Origin of the sequence: Streptomyces sp. YIM 98790, assembly GCF_011421595.1 — a bacterium.
In the GTDB taxonomy this organism is placed as follows: Bacteria; Actinomycetota; Actinomycetes; order Streptomycetales; family Streptomycetaceae; genus Streptomyces.
Map to the genome: position 1 here is coordinate 1 of NZ_WTLH01000135.1, position 17,070 is coordinate 17,070.

Here is a 17,070-nt window from a genome sequence, read left to right on the forward strand (position 1 = left end):
GCGTGCGGGCCGTGCGGGCGGTGCGGGCCGGGCCACGCGGTCCGCACCGCCCCCGCCGCCCCGCCCGCCTGCCTGCCTGCCTGCCGTGCGAGCAGCGCCGGGCCGGGGTCCCGGTACCACGGGGAAACAGCCTGCTGTATACAACTGGACCGGGGCGGCGCCGTTCCGCGACGGTGGCCGGATCACCTCCGGGAGGTCGCAGACGTGATCCCGGACACACAGGACAAGCGTTTGACTGTTACGGAAGTGGGCTAAGTTCCGCGCATGGTCACCACGGGAGAGACCACCGGCACCGCCGGACAGGGAGCCGCACCCGGCTCCGGACAGGTACTCGTCGCGTCCAACCGCGGCCCGGTCAGTTACTCGCCCGCCGCCGACGGCTCCGGCGGCCTCACCGCCCGGCGCGGCGGCGGCGGGCTGGTCTCCGGCCTCAGCGCGCTCGGCGCGGAAGCCGGCACCTGGGTGTGCGCCGCTCTCGGCGAGGGCGACCGCGAGGCCGCCCGCCGGGCCGCCGCGTCCGGCGGGACCGGCCTGCTGGACCGCACCGACACCGGCGGCCAGGCCGTGCGGATGCTGGACATCCCGGCCGAGACCTTCCACGCCGCCTACAACGGCATCGCCAACTCCGTCCTCTGGTTCGTCCACCACATGCTCTACCAGACGCCGCTGGAGCCGGTGTACGACGCCGCGTTCGAGGCGGACTGGGCGCACTACGAGCGCTACAACCAGGCGTTCGCCGACGCGCTGGCCGAGGAGGCCGCGCCCGGCGCCGCCGTCCTGGTCCAGGACTACCACCTGACCCTGGTGCCCGGGCTGCTCCGCGAGCGCCGCCCCGACCTGAGGATCGGGCACTTCTCCCACACCCCCTGGGCGCCGGTGGCCGGCTTCCGCATCCTGCCGGACCCGGTCGCCCGCCAGGTACTGCTGGGCATGCTGGGCGGCGACCGGGCGGCCTTCCTCACCTGGCGCTGGGCCGAGGCCTTCGCCGCCTGCTGCCAGACCGTGCTGGGCGCCGAGGTCACCGACCGCGGCACCGAGCTGCACCTCACCCATGAGGGCCGCACCACCCGGATCGGTGTGCACGGCCTGGGCGCGGACGCCGGCTTCCTGCGCGAGCGGGCACACCGGCCGGATGTGGACGAGCGGCTGGCCGCGCTGCGCGCCCAGGTCGGCGGCCGGCGGACGATCGTCCGGGTGGACCGCACCGAGCTGTCCAAGAACATCGTGCGCGGGCTGCTGGCCTACCGCCGGCTGCTGACGGAGCGTCCGGAGTGGCACGACCGGGTGGTGCACATCGCCTTCGCCTACCCCTCCCGGCAGGATCTGGCCGTCTACCGCGAGTACACCGCCGAGGTCTCACGGCTCGCCGAGGAGATCAACTCCGCCTTCGGCACGGACACCTGGACGCCGGTGGTGCTGCACGTCAAGGACGACTTCGCACGCTCCCTGGCCGCCTACCGGATGGCGGACGTGGCCCTGGTCAACCCGATCCGGGACGGCATGAACCTGGTCGCCAAGGAGATCCCGGTGGTCTCCGAGCGCGGCTGTGCCCTGGTGCTGTCGCGGGAGGCGGGCGCCTGCGCCGAACTCGGCGACGACGCCCTGGTGATCAACCCGTACGACATCGCCGGCACCGCGCACGCCCTGCACCGGGCGCTGACCATGCCGCAGGACGAGCGCGCCGAGCGCAGCAAGCGGCTGGCCGCGGCGGCCACCGCGCTGCCCCCGCAGAGCTGGTTCCTGGCCCAGCTCAAGGCGCTGCGCGAGTGAGTCACCGCCGGGCCGCCGCCCGGCGCCCGGACCCGGCATCACCCCGGCCCGGCGGCACCGGGATTCACTGCTCGGACTCGATCATCACGGTGCGGCCGAACAGGGTGGCGTGCTCCAGCACGTCCTCCAGCGGATCGTCGATCTGGCCGGTGGAGATCAGCGACCACCGGGGCCCGTTGTGCGATCCGTAGTGGGTCTCGTCGGCCCAGGCGCTGGTGGCCGTGGCCACCGTGCCCGCCACCGCCAGGCCCAGCCCGGTCAGGACCGTCAGCGCCCGCCGCCCGTGTCCGCTCCCGCGCTGCCGGGCCCGTCGCCGTTCCTGTGCGTCCGTCGTGCGCATCGCTGCCCCTTCCGCCGTTCTGTGCCGCGTCGCGGCGTCTGTCATCCGGTCGGCCTATCCCTCCGGGGGCCATTCGGGTTACGCGGAACCACCCGAAAGGGGCCGGACACCGCCTTCGGGACGTCCGGGAGGGAACTCCCGCGGCCCGGTATGCGTCACGGAAGACAGACGCGGACGTGGGAGAGGTGGCCCGGTATGGCGATGCAGTGGCATGGCGGTCCGGTGGGACCCGTCGGTCCGCACGGGCGGCACGGGCGGCAGGCACCGCAACCGCACGCGGGTCCCGCCTGGCCGTACCCGCCGTCGCCGGTGATGCGGGCCTCGGACGCGGACCGGGAGCGGGCCGCCGACGTCCTCAAGGCCGGCTTCGCCGAGGGGCGGCTCACCAAGCAGGAGCTGGACGAGCGGCTCACCCGGCTCCAGTACGCCATGACCTACGCCGAAATCCAGCCACTGATCGCCGATCTGCCGCAGGGCCCGATGCCGATGGCCGTGGCCCAGCCCGCCCCGCCGCCGGTGCCCATGGCCTCCGTGCCACCGCCGCGCCCCACCAACGGCACGGCCACCGCATCGCTGATCTGCGGCATCTTCACCGTCTTCACCGGCGGCCTGTCGGCGGTCCCGGCGGTGGTCCTGGGCCACAAGGCCCGGGCGGAGATCCGCCGCACCCGGCAGCAGGGGGACGGCATGGCCGTCGCCGGCCTGGTGCTGGGCTATCTGGCGATGGCCTTCTGGGCGCTGTTCGTCCTCGTGACGGCGGTGGCCGCGGTCTCGCTCGACGGCGGCATCGACAGCGGCAGCGTGGACGTCGGCGTGGAGACCGGGCAGCACGCGGACCAGGCGGAGGCACCGGCCCCGCAGGACGGGGAATCCGGCGGATAGCCGGCCGCGGGACACGCGGGAGCGGCCCGGGGCCCGCACGCGCACCACAGCCGCGCTGTGCCCGCGCCCGCTGCGGATACCGGCAGTAGGCTGAGGCAGTTGGGAGGGAGTGGCGGGATGGCGATGCACTACCCGGGAGAGCACCCCCGGCAGGGGCTGCCGTACGGACAGCACCCCGGGGACCCGAGGGGGTACGCGCAGGGCCGCCCGCAGGGCCATCCGCACGCGCCGGGGTTCGGGCCGGGGTTCGGGCCGCTGCCCTCTCCCCCGCCGTATCCCTCGCCGCAGCCCGGGGCCATGCGGGTCTCGGACGCGGACCGGCAGCGGACCGCGGATGTGCTCAAGGCCGGCTTCGCCGAGGGGCGGCTGTCCCGGCAGGAGCTCGACGACCGCCTGGACCGGCTGCCGCACTGCCTGACGTACACCGATCTGCGGCTGCTGGTCGGCGATCTCCCGCAGGGCCCGGAGCCGGCGGCAATCCCGCCTGCCGTGCCCGTCCCCCGCCCCGATCCGGCTCCCCTGGTGCACATCCGGCCGCCGACGCCGGGGCCGGGTCCGAGGCCGCCCAAGCCGCCGATGAACGGCTCCGCGCTGATCGCGGGGATCTGCGCCGGGCTGATTCCGACCACCCTCGGCCTGACCGCCGTCCCGGCCGTGATCTACGGGCACAAAGGGCTGGCGGAGACCCGGCGCACCGGCGAGAGCGGCTCCGGCTTCGCCACCGCGGGCGTGATCTCCGGCTACGCCACCCTCGCCGTCTTCGCCGTCCTCCTCCTCACCCTCGCCGCCGCCCTCTGAAGCGGGCGCCCGCCCGGGGCCGCACCACCGCGCCGCCGCACGGCCCTCCCGGGCGGTACGCGCGGCACGCACGGCCCCGGGGGCCGGAGCGGACGCTCAGCGGTCCAGGGCGGCGGCGAGGGCGGTGAGCAGCGCCGCCACACCGGCCGGCCCCGGAACGACCAGGTCGGCCACGGCCGTGACCGCCGCCGGCACCTCCTCGCCGCCGCTGCACACCCGCAGCCCGGCCACGCCGGAGGCGCGCAGCTTTCCCACGGTCTCGAAGGCCGCCAGATCGCCCAGATCGTCCCCGGCGTAGAGCACGGCCGCCGGGTCGGTGCGGGTCACCAGCCCGGCCAGGGCCATGCCCTTGTCCATGCCCGGCGGCCGGAGCTCCAGCACCAGCCGGCCCGGCTCCACTGCCAGTCCGAGGCGGGACGCCAGCGCGGCCAGCGGCTCGCGCAGCGCCTCCAGGGTGCCCGCCGGATCGGCGGAGCGGCGGGTGTGCACGGCCAGCGCCCCGCCCTTGTCCTCGATGACCGCGTCCGGCCCGTGTTCCCGGACCACGGCGGGCAGCGCGGAGCGGGCGGCGGAGACGCCCGGGTGCGGGGGCGGGGTGTGCAGTTCGCCGGTGGCGGCGTCCCAGCGCTCCGCGCCGTAGGCGCCGAGCACGGTGAGGTGTTCCAGGCCGGGGGCGCCGGCGAAGCCGCCGAGCCGGGCGGCGACGGCGGCCGGGCGGCCGGTGATCACGGCGACGGCGGCGAGCCGCGGTGCGAGCCGGGAGAGCGCCGGCAGGACGTCCGGATGCGGCCGGGACTGTTCCGGATCGGCCACGACGGGGGCCAGCGTGCCATCGAAGTCGAGCGCCACCACGGCGCGGTGCGGCTGGCCGAGGACGGCCGCCAGTCCTTCGCGGCCCTCTGCGGTGGTCGGTTCGGGGAGGCTGTCCATGGTTGCCGAGCCTATGCGCGCGGCCCGTGCGGCAGTAGTGCGCCTCGCGGCGGGCGGTGTGCGGACCGGGGGCGGCGCCGGTGTGGCGCGGCCGGGTTCAGCGGGCGGCGCGGCGCTCGTCGCGGCGGGCGCGCAGCCGGTTGACCGTGACCGGGGCGTGGGCCAGTGCCCGCGGGTCGTCCAGCAGGGCGTTGAGCAACTGGTGGTAGCGGGTCGGGGACATGTCCAGGTGTTCGCGGATCGCCCGGTCCCAGGCCGCGCGGCCGGACCAGTTGCGCCCGGCGAGCTCCAGCACCGCCCGGTCCCGCTCCGACAGACCGGGCCGTCCCCCGGCTTCCCCGGCTTCCCCGTCGCCTTCGCCCCGCCCCGCCGCCTCCTGCCCGGGCTCCGGCTCCGGCTCGTGCTCGTCGCTGCTGCTGCTCACTCCCTCATCGTACGAACCGGTTGCCGGCGGGCGGAAAGCATCCCGGCCCGGCCGGGAATCCGTCGCTCTGCGCAAGGGTAGGGAAACAATGCTGACACTCCAGCACACTGGACTAGACCTTTCTCCTCCTTTCGGGCGACACTGTGCCCGTGACTCCACCGCTCACCGAGTCCGTCCCCGGCGGCCCCGCCGGCCGGCCCGAGTACGTCATCGCGATCGACGTCGGCGGCACCGGCATGAAAGCGGCCCTGCTCGCGCGCGACGGCACCGAACTGCACCGCGCCCGCCGGGCGACCGCCCGGGACGGCGGCCCCGAGGAGACGCTGGACGGCGTCCTGAAATTTGCCGAGCAGCTCCACGCCACCGGTCTGGACCTGTACGGCCGGGAGCCCGCCGCCGCGGGCATCGTGGTCCCCGGCATCCTGGACGAGGCCGCCGGTACGGTCCGCTACGCCGCCAACCTCGGCTGGCGGGAGGTGCCGCTGCGCCGCCTGCTGGGCGAGCGGCTGGCCGGCATCCCGGTCGCCGTGGGCCATGACGTGCGCTCCGGCGGTCTGGCCGAGGGCCGGCTCGGCGCCGGCGCGGGCGCCGCACGGTTCCTGTTCGTCGCGCTGGGTACCGGGATCGCCGGTGCGATCGGCATCGACGGCCGGGTCGAGGCGGGCGCGCACAGCGGAGCGGGGGAGATCGGCCACATCATCGTCCGTCCGGGCGGCGAGACGTGCGGCTGCGGACAGCGCGGCTGTCTGGAGACCCTGTGCTCGGCCGCCGCGGTGGGCCGGGCCTGGGCCGCCGAGTGCGGCGATCCGCGGGCCACGGCCGCGGACGCGGCGCGCGCCGTGGCGTCCGGCGATCCGGCCGCCGTGCGCGTCTGGCAGGGGGCCGTGGCGGCGCTGGCCGACGGGCTGCTGATCGGCATCACCCTGCTCGACCCGGACGTGGTGATCGTCGGCGGCGGGCTGGCCGAGGCGGGCGACACGCTCTTCGTGCCGCTGCGCGAGGCCGTCGCCGCCCGGATCGCCTTTCAGCATCACCCCACGATCGTTCCGGCGGCCCTCGGGGACGCCGCGGGGTGCCTGGGCGCGGGACTGCTCGCCTGGGAGAGCCGCCACCACGACAACTCCGCGGAGGATGTGTACTCATGACCACAGATGGCCGGCGCACCGTGCTCACCGGAGCCAGGGTGGTGCTGCCCACGGGCGTCGCCGACAACGGCCGGATCACCGTCCTGGGCACCCGTATCGAGGAAGCCGGGCCCGGTGCCCCGGCTTCTTCCGCGCCCCTGCCCGGGAGCGCTCCCACCGACGCGGTCGACCTTTCCGGGCACTGGGTCGTACCGGGCTTCGTGGACATGCACGCGCACGGCGGCGGCGGGGCCTCGTTCTCCGCGGGCACGCACGAGGAGGCGCTGCGGGTGCTGGCGACCCACCGCCGGCACGGCACCACCACCATGGCCGCCTCCACCGTCACCGGCGATCTCGGCGACCTCGCCCAGCAGGCCGGGGTGCTGGCCGAACTGGTGGAGGACGGCGAACTGGCCGGCCTGCACTTCGAGGGGCCGTTCATCGCCCGCAACCGCTGCGGTGCGCACCAGCCGTCGCTGCTGCGCGACCCGGACCCCTCGGCGGTGCGCAAGCTGATCGACGCGGCGCGCGGCACGGCCGTCATGGTGACGCTGGCGCCGGAGCTGCCCGGCGGCCTGGACTCGGTCCGCCTGCTGCGCGACCTGGGAGTCATCGCGGCGGTCGGCCACACCGACGCCGACTACACCATCACCCGGCAGGCCATCGAGGCCGGAGCCACCGTGGCCACCCACCTGTTCAACGCCATGGCGCCGCTGGCACACCGCGATCCGGGGCCGATCGCGGCGCTGCTGGAGGACGAGCGGGTGACCGTGGAGCTCATCAACGACGGCACGCACCTGCACCCGGCCGTGCTCCAGCTGGCCTTCCGGGAGGCGGGCGCCGGGCGGGTGGCGTTCATCACCGACGCCATGGGCGCGGCGGGCATGGGCGACGGCCGCTATCCGCTGGGCCCGCTGGAGGTGGAGGTCAAGGACGGGGTGGCCCGGCTGGTGGAGGGCGGAGCCATCGCCGGTTCCACCCTCACCCTGGACCGTGCGCTGCGCCGGGCGGTCACCCTGGACGGTCTGGCCGTCACGGACGCGGTCACCGCGCTGTCCCTCACCCCGGCCCGGATGCTCGGCATCGACGACCGGGTCGGCTCACTGGCCCCGGGCAAGGACGCCGACCTGGTGGTCCTGGACGACGCCTTCCGGGTCACCGCGGTGATGCGCAGGGGCACCTGGCTGCGTCCCCCTGCGGGCGCCTGATCCGGCGCCGCAGCGGCACGGGCGGCCGGCCCGGGGGTGCCCCCGGGCCGGCCGCCCGGGTCACCACTGGGGGATGTCCTCGTTCTCGGCGATGAGGATCTTGTCGATCAGCACATCGCACTTGTCGCCCTTGTCGCAGCCGATGTAGATGACGTTCTGCCCGGTGACGAGCTCGACGTTGTTCCAGGTCCGGACCCAGTTCTTGTCGAAGGCGTCGTTCTTGGCGTAGTCCTTGAGATTGAGGTCGGTGCGGATCTCCGACTGGGAGTTCACCGCGAAGCTCATCTTCTGGTCACCCTTGGCGACCGAGTAGCCGACATACATCCGGTAGGTACCGGGGTCGCCCTCGAAGTCGAAGGTCCAGGCGACGGTCGCGCCGGTGTTGTTCAGACCGCCCACGTAGGTGCCGTCGGCGGAGCGGGCGTTGGCCACGTCGCCGGCGAGGACGGCACCCCCGGTCAGGGTGAGGGAGCCGAGGCCGGCCTCGGGAAACTCGATCGGCTCCTCCTCTTCCTCGCCGTCCTTCGGGTCCTCCTCGGCCGGTGCCTCGCCCTGCTGGTTCCCGGCGTCGTCGGCCGGGTCCTCGTTCTCGCCGGTGGTGTCGCCGCCGTCGGCGGAGGGGTCGTTCCCGGAGTCGTCGCCGCTGAAGAGGATGGCCGCGCCCACGCCGAGGACCACCGCGGTGACCACGGCGATGGCACCGATCAGCAGGCCGTTGCGGCGCGGCGGCTCCTCACCGCCGTCCGGGCCGAGACCCTCGGCCCGGCGCCCGCCGCCGTAGGGGCTGCCGGGAACGGCTTCCGGGGCGGCGTAGCGGGCGTCCGGCGACTGCTGCTGGGGGTATCCGCCATGCCCTGCGGACAGGGGAGGTGCCCCCATGCCGCCCGCGGCCCGCTGGCCGTACTGGCGCTCACCGACCGGCCGCACCTGCTGGTAGGTCGGAGGCGCCTGCGGCGCGGGGCCCTGCCCGTCGCCGTCCTGGCGGTAGAGGTAGCCGAACGGGTCGTCTCCCTCGGGCGCACCGCCCATCCCGTTGTTGCCCGCGCTCATCGCCTGCGCTCCTTCACGTTCCCCACCCTCGAATCCTTCGGGCGCGAGCCTACCCCTTTCGGGCGACAGCATCCGTCGCCCAGGTCACCCGGACACCGCCGGCACGGGGATCAGGAGGCCCGGCGGCGGTTGCCGCCCTGGTAGCGGGACCGCTTCTCGATGTACATCCGCTGGTCCGCGGATTCCAGTATCTGTTCGGTGGTCATGCCGCAGGCGGCCCAGCCGATGCCGAAGCTGGCGCCGACCCGGACCGTGCGCCCCTCTATCCGGATCGGCGGGATGATCGCGTTGCGCAGCCGTACCGCGAGGTCGGAGGCGTCTGCCAGGCCGAGGCCGTCGGCCAGCACCACGAATTCGTCACCGCCGAGCCGGGCCACCGTGTCGTTCTCCCGGACCAGGCGCTGCAGGCGCCGGGCGACCTCCTTGAGCACCTCGTCCCCGGCCTGGTGGCCGTGGCGGTCGTTGATGCCCTTGAAGCCGTCCAGGTCGCAGAAGAGGACGGCCAGGCCCTTGCCGTCGCTGTAGGGGGCGTCCGGCTCCCAGACGTGCTCGTGGCCGTCGTAGCCGTCGCCGGAGGGGTCGTACTCGGGGCGGTCGCAGATCCTGGCTCCCAGCCGGGTGCGCAGTTCGGCCCGGTTGGGCAGGCCGGTGAGCGCGTCGTGGCTGGCCCGGTGGGCCAGGGCCAGTTCGTGCCGCTTGCGGTCCTCGATGTCCTCGACATGGGTGAGCAGGAACGGACCGCCGGTGTCGGCGACCACCGAGTTGCGCAGCGAGACCCAGCAGTAGCTGCCGTCGCGGCGGGCCAGCCGCAGTTCGGCGCGCCCGCCGTCCGGGGAGGTGCGCAGCAGCACGGCGGTGTCCTCGGGATGCACCAGGTCCGCGAAGCTGTAGCGGCACAGCACCGGGGCGGGGCGGCCGAGCAGGCGGCTGAGGGCGTCGTTGACCCGCATCAGGCGGCCGTGGTCCTCGCCGCCGATCTCCACGATGGCCATGCCGCTGGGGGCGTACTCGAACGCCTGGCGGAAGCTCTCCTCGCTCGCGCGCAACGCCTGTTTCTCCCGCTCCAGGCGTATCAGCGCGCGTTGCATGTTGGCACGCAGACGGGCGTTGGAGACGGCTATGGCCGCCTGCGAGGCGTACAGGGCGAGGGCCTCGCGGCCCCAGGGGCCGGGGCGGCGGCCGTTGCGCGGCTGGTCCAGGGCGAGCACGGCGAGCAGCTCGCCGTCGGAGGCGTACATCGGGGCGAAGAGGCGGTCCATGGGGTGCCACTCGTCCGGGTAGCGCGGGGCCGGGCCGGTGGTGTGCCACTGGGGGACGTCGTCGTCGTCCAGCACCCAGCCCTCGGTGTAGGGGATGAAGCGCAGCCCTTCCCAGTCCTCCCCCATGGACAGGCGGCGCTCCCACGCCTCGCGGGAACCGGTCCGTCCGGCGAGCGCGGCCTCCGCCTCCTCACTGCCGGCCACGGCCGCGACCAGCAGGTCTCCGTCCGTGCGGACCAGATTGACGGCGGCCAGTTCGAATCCGAGGACCTCCACGGCGCCGTTGGCGATGGTCTGGAGAGTGTCGGCCATGCTGCGTGCGTGATTGAGACGGGCGACCACCTGGTGCAGCTCCCGCAGCGACGCGAGACGAACGTAAGGCTCCGTGTCCGTTCCCATCACTCCCCCGGCCCAGATGCACGTGCAGATACACACGCCACTGAATCACAGGGAGCTGTTCGATCGGTACACAGGGTCAGCAATTAGTGGGGCGCTGTGACTCATGTCACACTGCCCTGGTGCGACACGGCGGCCGGGCCCACCGGCGACGGCCGGAATCCGTCCGGTTTTCCGGGGCCCCCGGGGGCCCTCGGTCGGGGGTCCTGGTCCCTCCGCCCGATGCGGGAGCCCGGCGACGGCGGTTACGTTACTGATGTGTCAATCAGCGCGCACCACAGCCCTCAGAGCGGCCCGCACCGCCCGGACGGCGCCCCCGACGGCCACCGCACCGGCCGTACCGGCGTCCTCCATGCTGGAGAGGTGACCGAGGAGCAGTTCCGCGGTGCCCTGGCACGGCTGGCGGCCGGTGTGGTCCTGGTCACCGCGCACGACGAGGAGGACGGGCCGTTCGGCGCGCCCGCCGGGATGACGGCCACGGCGTTCCTGTCCGTCTCGCTGGAGCCGCCGCTGGTGCTGGTGAGCGTGCGCACCGGGTCGCGGATGGAGGAGCTGCTGGAGCGGCAGCCGCTGTGGGCGGCCTCGCTGCTCTCGGAGCGGCAGCGGGCGCTGGCCGGGCGGTTCGCCATGAAGGGGCGGGTGAGCGACCGGCTGCTGTTCCAGGAGGTGCCGCACGTGCTCGGCGAGGCCACGGGCGCGCCGCTGGTGGAGGGGGCGCTGGCGGGCGTGGAGTGCCGCACCGAGCAGCGGGTGGCGGCCGGCGACCACACCCTGGTGGTGGCCCGGGTGATCGGCGTCTGGCTCCCCGCGGCCGAGGGCGGGCCGCTGCTGTACTACCGCAGCCGCTACCGCGCCCTGGGCTGAGCTGCGGGCCGGGAGGCCGCGCCCGGGGGTCAGCCCCAGGGGTCAGTCCCGGGGGTCAGTCCCAGGGGTCAGTCCCGGGTCAGTCCCAGGCGGGGCCCGCCCGGCCCCGGCCGCGCTTGAGCTCTCCGCGGCGCTTCTTCTCCCGCAGCCGCCGCTCCCTGACCCCGGCGGGCACCGGGCGGCGCCTGCGTGCCTTGGGCGGGGGCGCGGTGGCCTCGGCGAGCAGGGCGGCCATCCGCACGGCCGCGGTCTCCCGGTTGCGCCACTGCGAGCGGTGCTCCGCGGCCCGCACGGTCAGCACGCCGTCGGTCAGGCGGTCGGCCAGCCGCTCCAGCGCCCGCTCCTTCCACACCTCGGGCAGCGCCCGGGTGCCGGCCAGATCGAAGGAGAGCTCCACCCTGGTGTCGCTGGTGTTCACATGCTGGCCGCCCGGTCCCGACGAGCGGGAGAAACGCCAGCGGAGCTCGGGCTCCGGCAGGCAGACCGAGCCACGGATGACATAAGGACCGGACATGCGTTCCATCCTCGCGTCCGCACCCCCGCACCCGCACCCCGTTATCGGCGTACCGGCGTCCGCCGGACACCGGCGGATCGGCGTTGCGGCGACGGAACGCTCCGTCTTCTCCCCTCGTTGTCCCCAGGGGCGGTAACGTCGGCAGGGACCAACAGGACGGACGGATACCCTGCGCGCCCCGCGAGCGCCAAGGAAAGGGATCTTCATGGCTGTAAGCCTGAGCAAGGGCGGCAACGTCTCACTGACCAAGGAGGCGCCGGGCCTGAAAGCCGTGACCATCGGCCTCGGCTGGGACGTGCGCACCACCACCGGAGCCGCCTTCGACCTCGACGCCAGTGCCATCGCGCTGAACGCCGGCGGCAGGGTCGTCAACGACGGCTTCTTCGTCTTCTTCAACAACCTGATGTCGCCCGACCAGTCCATCCAGCACACCGGCGACAACCTCACCGGTGAGGGCTCGGGCGACGACGAGCAGATCAACGTCTTCCTGGAGGGCCTCTCCCCGGAGGTGGAGCGGATCGTCTTCCCGGTCTCCATCTACGACGCCGACTCGCGCGGCCAGAACTTCGGCCAGGTGCGCAATGCGTTCATCCGGGTGGTGAACCAGAACGGCGGCGCGGAAATCGCCCGCTACGACCTCACCGAGGACGCCTCCACCGAGACCGCCATGGTCTTCGGCGAGCTGTACCGGCACGGCGCCGAGTGGAAGTTCCGCGCCGTGGGCCAGGGGTACGCCTCCGGCCTCGTCGGCATCGCCCAGGACTTCGGGGTCAACGTCTGACCACCCGGCACCGCCTCACCGTGCCCCCGGCCCCGGCCGGGGGCACACTCCTGTGCGCCCGTCACCCCGCATCGCCGAGAGGCAGCTCGAACCCCGGCGGCGACGGCAACCGCACCCGCTCCGTGAGCGGCAGCGACTCCTGCTGCTCGTACTCCGAACCGGACGGCTCGCTGTGGAGCGTCGCCGTGTTCGCCTTCCGGTCGATCCGGCGCGTCAGGGCTGGATGGCAATGCCGAGGTGGCCGGCCAGGGCGGGGGCGAGGTCGAGGAGCTGGGCGGGGGTGATCACGGCGCCGCCCAGGCGGTCGACGCCGCGCGCGATCTCCAGCCGGGAGGCCGCGCGGAGATCCGTGTCGCGCAGCACGGCGTGGGAGAAGTCGGCGCCGCGCAGCTCGCAGTCGGCGAAGGACACCCGTTCCAGCCGCGCCCCGCCGAAGTCGGGCTCGATCAGCGTGCAGCCCTGGAAGGTGACGTCGGTGAGGCGGGACTGCCGGAGACTGAGGTAGTCGATCTTGCAGCCGCGGATCAGCACCCGGTTCAGCCCCGCACCGCCGAGCTGCACGCCGCCGAGTCTGGCGTCCAGCAGCTCGACATCGCGCAGCACCGCCTCGGACAGCTGGACGCCGGCCCCCGTCACTCCCTCCAGCACGGTGTCCGTGAGGCGGACGCGGCGCAGATCGGCGTCGTCGAGCGCGCAGCCGCGCATCGCGCATTCCAGGAATGCCGCGCCGCGGGCCCGCAGGCCCGACCATCCGGCGTCGGTGAACTCCAGGGAGTCGTAGCCCCCGTCGGCCGAGGGACGGTCGGACGGTTCCGCCGCCCGCAGGGCGGGCAGCGCCACCTCGGGCAGCCGCGGTGCGCGGATCCTCTGTGCCATGGCCGCCAGTATGCGGACCGCCACTGACACGGCCGCCCGGCCGGGCGCTCCGGGGCAGGGCCGCCGCGCGGTGCCGGTGAGCGCGGGGTGCCGGTGAGCGCGGTGCCCATGAGCGCGGCGCGCGCAGTTGACCTGAAGTTCGGTTGAGGTCGAAGGATGGATGCCGACGGGCCGCGGCACAGCGGTCCCGCAACGGAGGAGAGCTGACATGCGCGTCGTCCGACTGCACCGCTTCGGTCCGCCCGAGAACCTGCTGCCGGAAACCCTCCCCGACCCCGAGCCCGGGCCGGGCGAGGTGCTGATCGAGGTGGCCGCCGCCGGGGTCCACCTGGTCGACACCGTGCTCCGCCAGGGCGGGGGCGGCGGCCGGTTCCCGCTCCCCGAGCTGCCCACCGTTCCCGGACGCGAGGTGGCCGGCACGGTCGTCTCGCTGGGCCCGGGCACCGACCCCGCCTGGCTGGGCGCCCGGGTGGCCGCTCACCTCGGCACGGTCCCCGGCGGCTACGCGGACCGGGCGGTGACGGCCGCCGCACGGCTGCACCGGCTTCCGGACGGGCTGTCCTCCGACCGGGCGGTGGCCATGATCGGCACCGGCCGCACCACCATGGGTGTGCTCCGCGCCGCCGCACCCGGCCCCGCCCCGCGGGACACCGTGCTGGTGCTGGCCGCCGCCGGCGGCATCGGCTCGCTGCTGGTGCAGTACGCCCGGCACCGCGGCGCCACCGTGGTCGCCGCGGCGGGCGGCCCGCACAAGACCGCCGCCGCGGCCGACCTCGGCGCCGATCTGGCCGTCGACTACAACCGCCCCGGCTGGCCGGAGGAGGTGCGCCGGAAGCTCGGGGACCGCCCGGCCACGCTGCTGTTCGAGGGCGTGGGCGGGACTCTGGCCCGGGACGCCGCCGGGCTGCTGGCCCCCGGCGGACGCCACCTGCGCTACGGCTGGGCCTCGGTGCCCGGTTTCGACGGCTCCGGCGACCCGGCGCGGATGACCGACGAGGAGCTGCGGGCCCGCTCCCTCACCGCCGAGACCGTCCTCGGCCCGGCGATCCTCGACAACCTGCGGGCCCTGGAGGAGCAGGCCATGGAACTCGCCGCGGACGGCACCCTGCGCCCGCTGGTGCACCACTTCCCGCTGGACGAGGCCGCCCGCGCGCACCGGGCCCTGGAGTCCCGGGCAACGGTCGGCAAGGTGGTGCTCATCCCCTGAGCCCCTCCCCTCCCCGGCCCCCGCCGGGCTGCGCACCGGGAGACGCACCAGAAGCCGCACCAGAAGCCGCACCAGGAGACGCACCAGGAGACACAGCGGGAGACACAGCGGGAGGCGCACCGGGTGCAGACGGCTCGTCCGTCAGTGCGGCAGGCGGAGCGTGGCCACGGCCCCGCCGGCGCTTCCGTCCCCGCCGGCGGGGGCGTTGGACCAGGTGACGGTGGCACCCAGCAGCCGGGCCTGGCCGGTGACAATGGTCAGGCCCAGCCCGGTCCCCTGCCCCCGCTCCGGTGCCCCGGTGCGGAACCGCAGCGGTCCCTGCGCCAGCAGCTCCGCCGGAAACCCGGGCCCGTGGTCGCGTACCCGCAGCACCGGCCCCGCCACCTCCACCACCACCGGCGGCCGGCCGTGCCGGGCGGCGTTGGCCAGCAGATTGGCCAGTATCCGGGCCACCCGCCGCGGATCGGTCCGCACCTCGGCGTCCGCCCGCACCACCAGCCCGGCGGGCACGGCCGACGGCAGCTCGGCGGCGTGCGCGGCCACCGCGCGGCGGGCCAGCTCGGCGGTCCGGCAGTTCTCGAACACCGCCTGCTCCACCCCGTCGGAGTCCAGCCGCGCCACCTCGATCACGTCCTCCACCAGCCGCCGCAGGCTGGCCACCCGCTCCCGCACCAGCTCGGTGGGGCGCCCCGGCGGCAGCAGTTCGGCCGCGGTGACCAGCCCGGCCACCGGGGTGCGCAGCTCGTGCGCGATGTCCGCGGTGATCCGCCGCTCCGCCTCCAGCCGCGCGCCCAGGGCGTCCGCCATGGTGTTGACCGCCGCGCCCAGCCGGGCGATCTCGTCCCGGCCGCGCCCCGGCCGCACCCGGGCGGACAGGTCGCCGCCCGCGATCCGCTGCGCGGTACGCGCCGAGCGGCCGATCCGCCGCCCGGTGACACCGGCCGCCACCACACCCAGCAGGCTGCCCAGCGCGATGGCCACCGCTCCCGCCCCGGCCAGCGTGCGGTCCAGGGCGGCCAGCGCCTCCGCCTGCGGCCGGTAGGACTCGCGCACCGCGAGCAGCACGCTGTCCCGTCCGTCCCCCTCCGGATACGACAGCACGGTGGCGGCCCACAGCACCGGCTCCTCCCCGCCGCGGTCCAGATACGTGGCCCGGACCGGGTCGGCGGTCACCGCCCGGCGCAGCGCGGACGGCAGGTCCTGCGGGTCCACCAGCACCCCGCCGTCCATCCGGACCGCATGCTGCCGGGCGCCCGCCACCAGCCGGGCGTCCAGCGCCTGCCGGGCCTGGTCGAGCTGGCGGTGCGCGGTCTGCTCGTGCACCAGCAGCCCGAGCACGCCCACCACCACCGCCGTCACCCCGGCGACCAGCAGCGCCAGCTTGATCCGCAGCCCCATCGCCCGCTCCCGGCTCCGTCGGCGCCTCAGCGGCGCAGCTTGTAGCCGAAGCCGCGCACGGTCTCGATCCGGTCGTGGCCGATCTTGCCGCGCAGCCGCTGCACATGGACGTCGACCACCCGGGTGTCCCCGCCCCAGGCGTAGTCCCAGACCCGCTCCAGCAGGGTGGCGCGGCCCAGCACCACGCCCGGCTCGCCGGCGAAGACCAGCAGCAGCTTCAGCTCGGTGGGGGTCAGCTCCAGCGGCACCCCGTCGCGCCGCACCTCCATCCCCCGCGGGTCCACCGTGAGATCACCGAAGCGCAGCACGGGCGCGGCGGCGGACGCCCCGCCGGGCGCCGGCGCGGCCCGGCGCAGCGCCGCCCGGATCCGGGCCACCAGCACCGAGGTGTCGTACGGCTTGGTGACGTAGTCGTCGGCCCCGGCCTCCAGTCCCTGCACCACGTCCAGCGGGTCGGTGCGCGCCGAGATCATCAGCACCGNCTCCAGTCCCTGCACCACGTCCAGCGGGTCGGTGCGCGCCGAGATCATCAGCACCGGGACGCGGCTGGTCTCCCGGATGCGGCGCACCACGCTCACCCCGTCCAGCACCGGCAGCATCACATCCAGCAGCACCACGTCGGGCGGATGGCCGCGGAAGAGTTCCAGCCCGGTCAGGCCGTCCTCGGCGGTGCGGACCAGGAAGCCGTACCGCTCCAGCACCAGGCCGGTGGCCTCGCGCAGCACGGCGTCGTCCTCCACCAGCAGCACCCGGGCCGCGGCCGGGGTGCCGGGGGAGGCGCCGCCGTCGTCCATGCCGCCGCCGTCCGCCATGGGGATACGTGCTCCGTTCACTCCTGGTGGGGGATGTTCAGGGGGAAGTCGAGCAGTTCCTCGGCCAGCTCGGGCGGCAGGTCCGGGGAGCGCACGGTGGCGCGACTGTAGTAGTAGACGGCCTCGAAGGGCACCGGCTCGCGCAGCTCCACGGTTGCCGGATACGGACGGTCCAGGCAGTCCGGCAGGCACCAGGTGCCCGCCACCATGCCCTCGGCGGTGGCGACCGGCTCGTCCCAGGACTCCCAGCGCAGCCCGCTGACGGAGACGAACTCGGTGATGCCGAACCGCTCGGGGCGGCGCAGCGGCTGGGCCGCCAGATCACTGACGTAGACCGGCCCGGCGTGCAGGCGCGCGGTCGGGGCGTCGCCCTCCACCCGCAGGCCGCCGCCGGTGCCGGCGGCGGTACCGGCGGCGCCGGACGGGCCCGCGCAGCC

Annotated in this window: 17 protein-coding genes and 1 pseudogene; 8 read left to right on the forward strand and 10 right to left on the reverse strand. The window is 74.9% G+C overall.

Going from position 1 to position 17,070, the window contains the following annotated elements:
* Positions 1-264: 264 nt before the first annotated feature.
* On the forward strand, positions 265-1,770 hold the full coding sequence (locus GQS09_RS20105) for a trehalose-6-phosphate synthase (RefSeq protein ID WP_165988271.1): 1,506 nt from the start codon (positions 265-267) through the stop codon (positions 1,768-1,770).
* 64 nt (positions 1,771-1,834) lie between these two features.
* Here the strand turns inward: GQS09_RS20105 and GQS09_RS20110 are convergent, their stop codons facing one another.
* Positions 1,835-2,110: a hypothetical protein gene (locus GQS09_RS20110; protein ID WP_313896236.1), complete on the reverse strand. Its 276-nt coding sequence runs from the start codon at positions 2,108-2,110 to the stop codon at positions 1,835-1,837.
* 312 nt (positions 2,111-2,422) lie between these two features.
* On the opposite strand from GQS09_RS20110, the gene GQS09_RS20115 reads away from it, so the two are divergent.
* Together GQS09_RS20115 and GQS09_RS20120 are read left to right on the forward strand one after the other, a co-directional pair.
* Complete coding sequence (locus GQS09_RS20115) at positions 2,423-2,992, forward strand: DUF1707 and DUF4190 domain-containing protein (protein WP_165988273.1); 570 nt, start codon at positions 2,423-2,425, stop codon at positions 2,990-2,992.
* 117 nt (positions 2,993-3,109) lie between these two features.
* Positions 3,110-3,790: a DUF1707 and DUF4190 domain-containing protein gene (locus tag GQS09_RS20120; RefSeq protein WP_243761596.1), complete on the forward strand. Its 681-nt coding sequence runs from the start codon at positions 3,110-3,112 to the stop codon at positions 3,788-3,790.
* Between the two features lie 96 nt (positions 3,791-3,886).
* Here the strand turns inward: GQS09_RS20120 and otsB are convergent, their stop codons facing one another.
* Together otsB and GQS09_RS29720 are read right to left on the reverse strand one after the other, a co-directional pair.
* Positions 3,887-4,720: a trehalose-phosphatase gene (gene otsB / locus GQS09_RS20125; RefSeq protein WP_165988275.1), complete on the reverse strand. Its 834-nt coding sequence runs from the start codon at positions 4,718-4,720 to the stop codon at positions 3,887-3,889.
* Positions 4,721-4,817: 97 nt separating this feature from the next.
* Positions 4,818-5,144 (reverse strand): DUF3263 domain-containing protein, encoded by a 327-nt coding sequence (locus GQS09_RS29720; protein ID WP_165988277.1) that lies wholly within the window; start codon positions 5,142-5,144, stop codon positions 4,818-4,820.
* A 236-nt stretch (positions 5,145-5,380) separates the two neighbouring features.
* On the opposite strand from GQS09_RS29720, the gene GQS09_RS20135 reads away from it, so the two are divergent.
* The gene (locus tag GQS09_RS20135) at positions 5,381-6,289 is read left to right on the forward strand and encodes an ROK family protein (protein ID WP_165988303.1); all 909 of its coding nucleotides are present in this window, start codon (positions 5,381-5,383) and stop codon (positions 6,287-6,289) included.
* A complete protein-coding gene (gene nagA / locus GQS09_RS20140) occupies positions 6,286-7,476 on the forward strand; it encodes an N-acetylglucosamine-6-phosphate deacetylase (protein WP_165988280.1) in 1,191 nt (396 codons plus the stop codon). The genes GQS09_RS20135 and nagA overlap by 4 nt, the downstream gene beginning before the upstream one ends.
* A gap of 60 nt (positions 7,477-7,536) precedes the next feature.
* Here nagA and GQS09_RS20145 read toward each other — a convergent pair whose 3' ends face one another.
* Both GQS09_RS20145 and cdgB read right to left on the reverse strand, forming a co-directional pair.
* Positions 7,537-8,526, reverse strand: a complete 990-nt coding sequence (locus GQS09_RS20145; protein ID WP_165988282.1) for a hypothetical protein — start codon at positions 8,524-8,526, stop codon at positions 7,537-7,539.
* 110 nt (positions 8,527-8,636) lie between these two features.
* Positions 8,637-10,184: a diguanylate cyclase CdgB gene (gene cdgB, locus GQS09_RS20150; protein ID WP_165988284.1), complete on the reverse strand. Its 1,548-nt coding sequence runs from the start codon at positions 10,182-10,184 to the stop codon at positions 8,637-8,639.
* A gap of 360 nt (positions 10,185-10,544) precedes the next feature.
* Here cdgB and GQS09_RS20155 point away from each other — a divergent pair, with 360 nt between their 5' ends.
* Entirely contained in the window at positions 10,545-11,045 is a 501-nt protein-coding gene (locus GQS09_RS20155; RefSeq protein ID WP_313896237.1) for a flavin reductase family protein, read from the forward strand.
* A 79-nt stretch (positions 11,046-11,124) separates the two neighbouring features.
* On the opposite strand, the gene arfB is transcribed toward GQS09_RS20155, so the two are convergent.
* A complete protein-coding gene (gene arfB, locus GQS09_RS20160) occupies positions 11,125-11,568 on the reverse strand; it encodes an alternative ribosome rescue aminoacyl-tRNA hydrolase ArfB (protein ID WP_165988288.1) in 444 nt (147 codons plus the stop codon).
* A gap of 196 nt (positions 11,569-11,764) precedes the next feature.
* On the opposite strand from arfB, the gene GQS09_RS20165 reads away from it, so the two are divergent.
* Positions 11,765-12,340: a TerD family protein gene (locus GQS09_RS20165; protein WP_165988290.1), complete on the forward strand. Its 576-nt coding sequence runs from the start codon at positions 11,765-11,767 to the stop codon at positions 12,338-12,340.
* A 213-nt stretch (positions 12,341-12,553) separates the two neighbouring features.
* On the opposite strand, the gene GQS09_RS20170 is transcribed toward GQS09_RS20165, so the two are convergent.
* Positions 12,554-13,216, reverse strand: a complete 663-nt coding sequence (locus GQS09_RS20170) for a pentapeptide repeat-containing protein (RefSeq protein ID WP_165988293.1) — start codon at positions 13,214-13,216, stop codon at positions 12,554-12,556.
* 208 nt (positions 13,217-13,424) lie between these two features.
* Between GQS09_RS20170 and GQS09_RS20175 the strand changes: the two genes are divergently transcribed.
* Positions 13,425-14,423, forward strand: coding sequence for a zinc-binding dehydrogenase (locus GQS09_RS20175; protein WP_165988294.1), 999 nt, complete (start codon positions 13,425-13,427; stop codon positions 14,421-14,423).
* A 141-nt stretch (positions 14,424-14,564) separates the two neighbouring features.
* On the opposite strand, the gene GQS09_RS20180 is transcribed toward GQS09_RS20175, so the two are convergent.
* From GQS09_RS20180 to GQS09_RS20190, 3 genes and pseudogenes are all read right to left on the reverse strand, one after another.
* A complete protein-coding gene (locus tag GQS09_RS20180; protein ID WP_165988297.1) occupies positions 14,565-15,821 on the reverse strand; it encodes a HAMP domain-containing sensor histidine kinase in 1,257 nt (418 codons plus the stop codon).
* A 26-nt stretch (positions 15,822-15,847) separates the two neighbouring features.
* Positions 15,848-16,633, reverse strand: a complete 786-nt coding sequence (locus GQS09_RS20185) for a response regulator transcription factor (protein WP_279577768.1) — start codon at positions 16,631-16,633, stop codon at positions 15,848-15,850.
* A gap of 17 nt (positions 16,634-16,650) precedes the next feature.
* A pseudogene (locus GQS09_RS20190) lies at positions 16,651-17,070 on the reverse strand (hypothetical protein); the annotation flags it as partial.